The organism is Actibacterium ureilyticum (genome assembly GCF_002285435.1).
Classification (GTDB): domain Bacteria; phylum Pseudomonadota; class Alphaproteobacteria; order Rhodobacterales; family Rhodobacteraceae; genus Actibacterium_C; species Actibacterium_C ureilyticum.
Genome location: NZ_NSBT01000045.1, coordinates 1 through 5,351, shown reverse-complemented (window position 1 = coordinate 5,351; position 5,351 = coordinate 1). Strand labels below are relative to the sequence as shown.

The following is a 5,351-nucleotide window of genomic DNA, read 5'->3' as shown; positions in this document are numbered from 1 at the left end:
GCCTCCCCAGCTCGGCTTCGCGTGTCGCAGGGGAGAACGGCCCTTCGGTCCGTCGCGCATTCGGCCATGCGGCCTCACCGCGGCGTCGTACCCGGCATCCCGGTTTGCCCGCCTCGCGAGCACGTTCCTCCCTGGCCGCTCCGCCGGATTGCGCTCTGGTCTGTTTTGCGGGGCAAAACGATCCCGCCGCTCCATCCGTCTCCCGCGTCCGGTCGGGCCGTTTGCCTGCTCGGGTCGGGCAAACCTACCGTCAAAACACACACACATGAGCGCGGAAGCATATCCTCCGGATGGCCCCCAAATCAGCCCGCGTCAAGGATCGCAAAACTTTTCGGCGAGGGCGGGGTCTATGGCGTTGGACGGTCCCGTGCGTGAGCGCGCGCATGTGTCGGGTGCTGCGCGCGGAAAACTTTTGCGCCCGGCAAGCCGGCGGCTGCGCCGTCCCTGACCCAGGCAGATTCGGAAACCAGGCATTCGGCCATGCCCCCACACTCAAGTGGTGGCCTTGGAACCGAACACTGGAGACCAGACATGGCTTACGACACTGCAAACACCTACGAGACCATCGAACTTTTCGGGCTGACCGAGAAGGACGCGCAGCTGCCGATCCCGGAAGATCACATCCTGACCGACCACATCATCCGCGAGAGCTTCGAGGCTCTGCTCGGTCCGCTGCGCGGGACCGGCCTTGAGGCAGAAATCGAACCGCTGGCCCATGGGCTCGCCACGATCCTGCAGCGGCGCAAGGTGGCACTTGGCAAGGAGGTCGACCGCACCGCTGACAAGATCGGCGCGCTGGCAAAATCCCACGATGGATCGGAGATCGCCGAGACCGCGCTCGAAGAGGCGCAGGCGCGCTTTGTGCAGCTGCGCGAGATCGTCAGCGCCATCGAGGTGATGAGCGAGGCGGCGGCAGAATGCTACGAGATCGAGACCGGGCACGCCTACATTCCGGCAGCCGGGTCGCGCGCAAGCGTCCGGGCGAAAGAGACCGGGGCGGTCTTCGAGGCACGGCAGCTCTTGGAGCAGCACGACCGCGAAACCGCCGAGAAGTCGAAAGTCGAGGGGGTGCCCCTGATCGTCTCGGGCGCCACCGACTGGACCGATGTCGATGTGATCTTCAACACGCTCGACAAGGTTCGCGAGCGGATCAAGCAGAACCGCAATCAGGAAATCTTCCTCTGCCACAAGGGTGGCAAGCACGGGGCGGAGATGATCGTGGCTCGGTGGGCCCGGGCACGCGGGGTCGCGCAGGCGCGGTTCGATCCGCGCTGGTCCGCGCACGGGCGGGCGGCACCGTTCAAGTGCAACGACGAAATGCTGGACGACAAGTTCGCGGCGACGGGGGTTGTGCTCTTCGGCGGCAACGGGGTCGCGCTGAACCTCGGGCAGAAGGCGGAAGCAAAAGGCCTGACGGTCATGCGGGTTGCGGACCCGGCGAAGAGGGCGTCGCAGGATTGAAGAGAGAGGGTCGCCTTCGGGCGGCCCTTTCGTCGTTTCTTATGGGTGTGGACGTTCTCCAAATCACTTTGCCTAGCAATTTCCTGTTTTGATAGGTATATGAATGCCAAGCAAAACTTGGAAATGATTGGCATGACACCTCTCAGCAGCATCGCAATGAGCGCCTATACCGATCTGGTGCGTCTCCTGAAAGATGACGCGCTGTCCGGTGTGGAAGGCAAGCCCACGCTCAAGGAGCGCGGCGACAAGGGCTATTGGTACGCCGCGCGCCGTGTCGGAACCGAGATGCAGTTCATCTATATCGGCGAGGACAGCAAAGAGACGCGCGCGCGCATCGACCGGATCGAAGAGCTGCGCGCGACCGCCAAGGAGCGGCAGGCAGAGCGGTCGCGACTCGTTCGACTTCTGCGGGCCGAAGGCATGGCACCGACCGACCGGGCGACCGGTTCCATCCTGTCGGCCATGGCTGCAGCCGGAACCTTCCGGCTGGGTGGTACCATCGTCGGGACGAACGCGTTCCGGCTTTATGAAGGCGAGCTTGGTGTTCGTTTACCCCTGGGGGGTATGGCCAATACCGGCGACATCGACATCGCCCAGTTCGAAAAGCTCAGCGTGGCGTTGCAGGATCAGGTCGATCCGGGTCTCGCCGAAACGTTCTCGGCGCTCAAGTTTGATCCCCTGCCGGCACTCGACCAAGGCCGTACCTGGCGATGGGCCCAAGGCGGCAGTGGCCAGCTGGTCGAATTCCTGACCCCGGCCTTCGGAGATGAGACCATTCGAGAGCTGCCCGCATTGGGCGTGAACGCCCAAGCGTTGAATTATCTCAACTTCCTGATCGCCGAGCCGATCCATGCGGCGGCGATCTATCGATCCGGCGTTTTGGTCCAGGTCCCGCGCCCGGAGCGCTATGCAATCCACAAGCTGATCATTGCCGATCGAAGGCGTGACGGAGCGGGGAGCCTCAAATCGGCGAAGGACCGGGAGCAGGCGGCGTTCCTGATTGAGGCGATGGCCGAGGACCGGCCCGATGATCTGTCGCTGGCCTATGCCACGGCCATGGAGGTCGGGCCGCGCTGGCGGGAGCATATTGGGAAATCATTGAAGCGGATGCCTGAGACCAAGGTGATGCTCGACAGCTTGGGCGCGTGATCGCGACAACATAATTGCATTAATCGGTGGCCCGCAGCGGCCAGCACCGTCATCCCCATTCCATCGAGCCGTCGACACTAGGCCCATCCGCATCGGGTCTGGTGGAAGGCTATGCGCGCGTCATGCGAATCTACGACAGCTCTAGACATGGGCGATGGCGACGACGCGCTTGAGGCTGAAGACCAGCACGATCCTGGCGTGGCGTTTCGGAACATCGCACCCACGCGGGCGGGCTCCGTTAGCTTCCCGGCCAGGCTTGGCGGGACGAAGACGCGGATGGTGGCGTCGGCGTGATGGCAAGGGTCATGCGGATCACTCCTTCTTGCTCATAGATGTGGATCGCACGGGGTCGGCCCAATCGTGCCCTCAGCTTACGCTTCGGCAAGCACAAATACGGCTTCCACGGCGGGGCCGCGGACCCTCCGCATTTGCGCTTGCGACCGGGCCTTTTGCCCCCGTGCTGGCAGATCCCCATCGCAACAAGGAGTAACCCAAATGACCAACCACTACGTCGCCACCGTCCCCGTCAAGTTCACCGACACCGATGGCCAGGAGCGCACCCGCTTCCAACGCGTCGGCGCCATGTTCCGCAACACCCGCAACGGGGACGGCTCGGAGTTCTTCAGCCTCAAGCTCGACTTCCCGGTCGCGGTCTCGGAGCTGGTGATGTTCCCACCGAGCGCGAAAGATCCCCAGGACTGAATCCTCTCACGAGGATGGGCCGCCCTCTGAGCGGCCCGATCCCTGTTCCAGGGATGCCGTCACCGGCGCGGGTGATCGCCTACAGCGACCTGCTCTTGATGCCGGTCCCTGCGCGTTCAACGAACGCACTCCGACCGAAAGGGTCAGGCCGCGACAGACCGGCCAGTCAGCCTCAAGGGGGCCATCCACAAAAACCTGTCGGCCAGGGCCTCCCGGTTTTTGCGGCAGAGATTTGGCAGACCAAATCTGGCCCTCCTTGACCCTGCCTGTCCGCCCTGTCGGTGGGGTTTGCGCCCGCCCGCGGTTCCGTCCGAACACGTGCGTGTTCGGCCAGACCCTCGGGCGGTGCTGGGGAAGGGGACCCATTGGACAGGTGGGTCGCCCGGTGGTGAGGGCGGCAGAGCCGCGTCCCTGCGGGCCGCGGCGTGAAGCGGACACCAAGGCTGCCTGAGCCTGAATGCAACGTAAGTATAAAATTGACAGCTCGATATATTATCGTAAGGTAGGGGCAGCCTTGGTGGAAGGTGGCAGGAAATAGGGGGTCTTTCTTCCGCATGTCCCGAACAAAACGCCTGACAGAAACGGAAAAGATGCAGATCGTTCGCGAGTCCGCGGAGGGTGTGTCGACGTCTGAGCTTGCGGAGCGTTTTGGGGTCACGTCGCGGGCCGTGCGATACATCTTGAAAGCCGATGCCGAGCGCCAGGTGGATGCCGCGATCCCGGTCTCTGCGGTCAGTTTGAAGGTCACGGCTGCGGAGCTGGCGGCGCTCGACGAGGTGCTGGCGAATGCGGGGATCGAGAGCCGGGCTGAGGGACTGCGGCGGCTCATTCAGGCGGCAGGCGGGGTGTTCGTTCCGGACGCGCAGATGGCAGCCGAGATGGCGCGATACAGGGCCTCTTTGCACGAGGTCGGCAATGGGGTTGCGCAGATCGCCAAGCAGATGGCGCGGGCCAACCGGATGGGGCAGGGGGCTGATGGCGGCACGAGTGCCGAGTTCACCGAATTGCGCCTCGCGCAGATGCGCGGGCTGGCGCGGTTCATTCTAGATTCTGCTGACGAGATCGACCTGCTCCTGCGGCGCCGTCGGGACGCGATGCAGCTCGAGGCCACGGCCGCTCTGAGGGAGTTTGCCCATGCGGCTGAATGATGCTGTCGATGCCGTCACGGGCGAGGTCTTCCGGGACGGCTGGAGCCGGATCCGGGGCTCGATGCAGGGGCTGCATGTGGCCAAGCAGAGCCAGCTTGTGCGCGCGGCAGCAGGGCATCGGCCAGCGGTCTTCAAGGCGATCCGAGGTGGGGGCACGCATACCAAATCACAGCTGATGAACCAGCTCGATTACCTCACCACTAAGTCCACCCATATCGTGGACAGTAGCGGTTTCCTCGATGGCAAGACGAAGCTCGAGGCGAAGGACATCAAGGACCTCACCGAGCGCTTTGCCAAGCGGTGGGATGCGGGCTTCAAGCCCAAGCTCGGACAGACCACCCACATGCTCATGTCCTTCCCCGTGGGCACGCGTGGGGAGGATGTGCGCGACATCGCGACGGACGTGGCCGAGCGGTTCTTCCAGACTGATAAGGGGCATTTCGACTACATCATCGCGGTGCATGAGGACCGGGATCACCCGCATGCGCATCTGGTGCTGAACCGCCGCTCGCAGGAAGGCGAGTTCTTCTTTCTGGGGCGCAACCACCGCTTCAACTATGACGACTTCCGTCTCGCCATGGTCGAAGAGGCCGAAAAGTATGGCGTGCGCCTGGAGGCCACGCGCCGGGTGGATCGCGGGGTTGTACATTACCCAGCCCGGACCAGCGAGATCTACGCCGCGAAAGAAGAGGGTCGCGCGCCCCGCGAGCGCGAACGCGTGGGGGCCGACCTGACGCGGACGCTGGCGGAGATTGCCAACACCAGAACCGTCTACCACTCGCTTGCCGCGGAAGCCTCGAGGGAGGCCCGCGAGGATATTGCGGCGGCGCTCTTCCGCGCGGGCGAGGTGCTGGCGCGCGGCGGGCAGGTGGACCGAACAGGAGATGTGTA

Annotated in this window: 5 protein-coding genes; all 5 read left to right on the top strand. The window is 64.0% G+C overall.

Going from position 1 to position 5,351, the window contains the following annotated elements; translation table 11 throughout:
• Positions 1-531 precede the first annotated feature (531 nt).
• A complete protein-coding gene (locus tag CLM60_RS20495; protein WP_095589415.1) occupies positions 532-1,461 on the top strand; it encodes a DUF2493 domain-containing protein in 930 nt (309 codons plus the stop codon).
• Between the two features lie 99 nt (positions 1,462-1,560).
• Positions 1,561-2,610, top strand: a complete 1,050-nt coding sequence (locus CLM60_RS20490; protein WP_425427250.1) for a nucleotidyltransferase family protein — start codon at positions 1,561-1,563, stop codon at positions 2,608-2,610.
• Between the two features lie 495 nt (positions 2,611-3,105).
• Positions 3,106-3,312 (top strand): hypothetical protein, encoded by a 207-nt coding sequence (locus tag CLM60_RS20485; protein WP_007120662.1) that lies wholly within the window; start codon positions 3,106-3,108, stop codon positions 3,310-3,312.
• 554 nt (positions 3,313-3,866) lie between these two features.
• Positions 3,867-4,460, top strand: a complete 594-nt coding sequence (locus CLM60_RS20480) for a helix-turn-helix domain-containing protein (RefSeq protein ID WP_095591001.1) — start codon at positions 3,867-3,869, stop codon at positions 4,458-4,460.
• Positions 4,447-5,351 (top strand): relaxase/mobilization nuclease domain-containing protein (locus CLM60_RS20475; RefSeq protein WP_176473946.1); only part of this gene is annotated, 905 nt, incomplete at its 3' end. The genes CLM60_RS20480 and CLM60_RS20475, both read left to right, overlap by 14 nt.

Coding starts and splice junctions, on each gene's coding strand:
- CLM60_RS20495 (WP_095589415.1), top strand. CDS start 532: ATGGCTTACGACACTGCAAACACCTACGAGACCATCGAACTTTTCGGG.
- CLM60_RS20490 (WP_425427250.1), top strand. CDS start 1,561: ATGAATGCCAAGCAAAACTTGGAAATGATTGGCATGACACCTCTCAGC.
- CLM60_RS20485 (WP_007120662.1), top strand. CDS start 3,106: ATGACCAACCACTACGTCGCCACCGTCCCCGTCAAGTTCACCGACACC.
- CLM60_RS20480 (WP_095591001.1), top strand. CDS start 3,867: ATGTCCCGAACAAAACGCCTGACAGAAACGGAAAAGATGCAGATCGTT.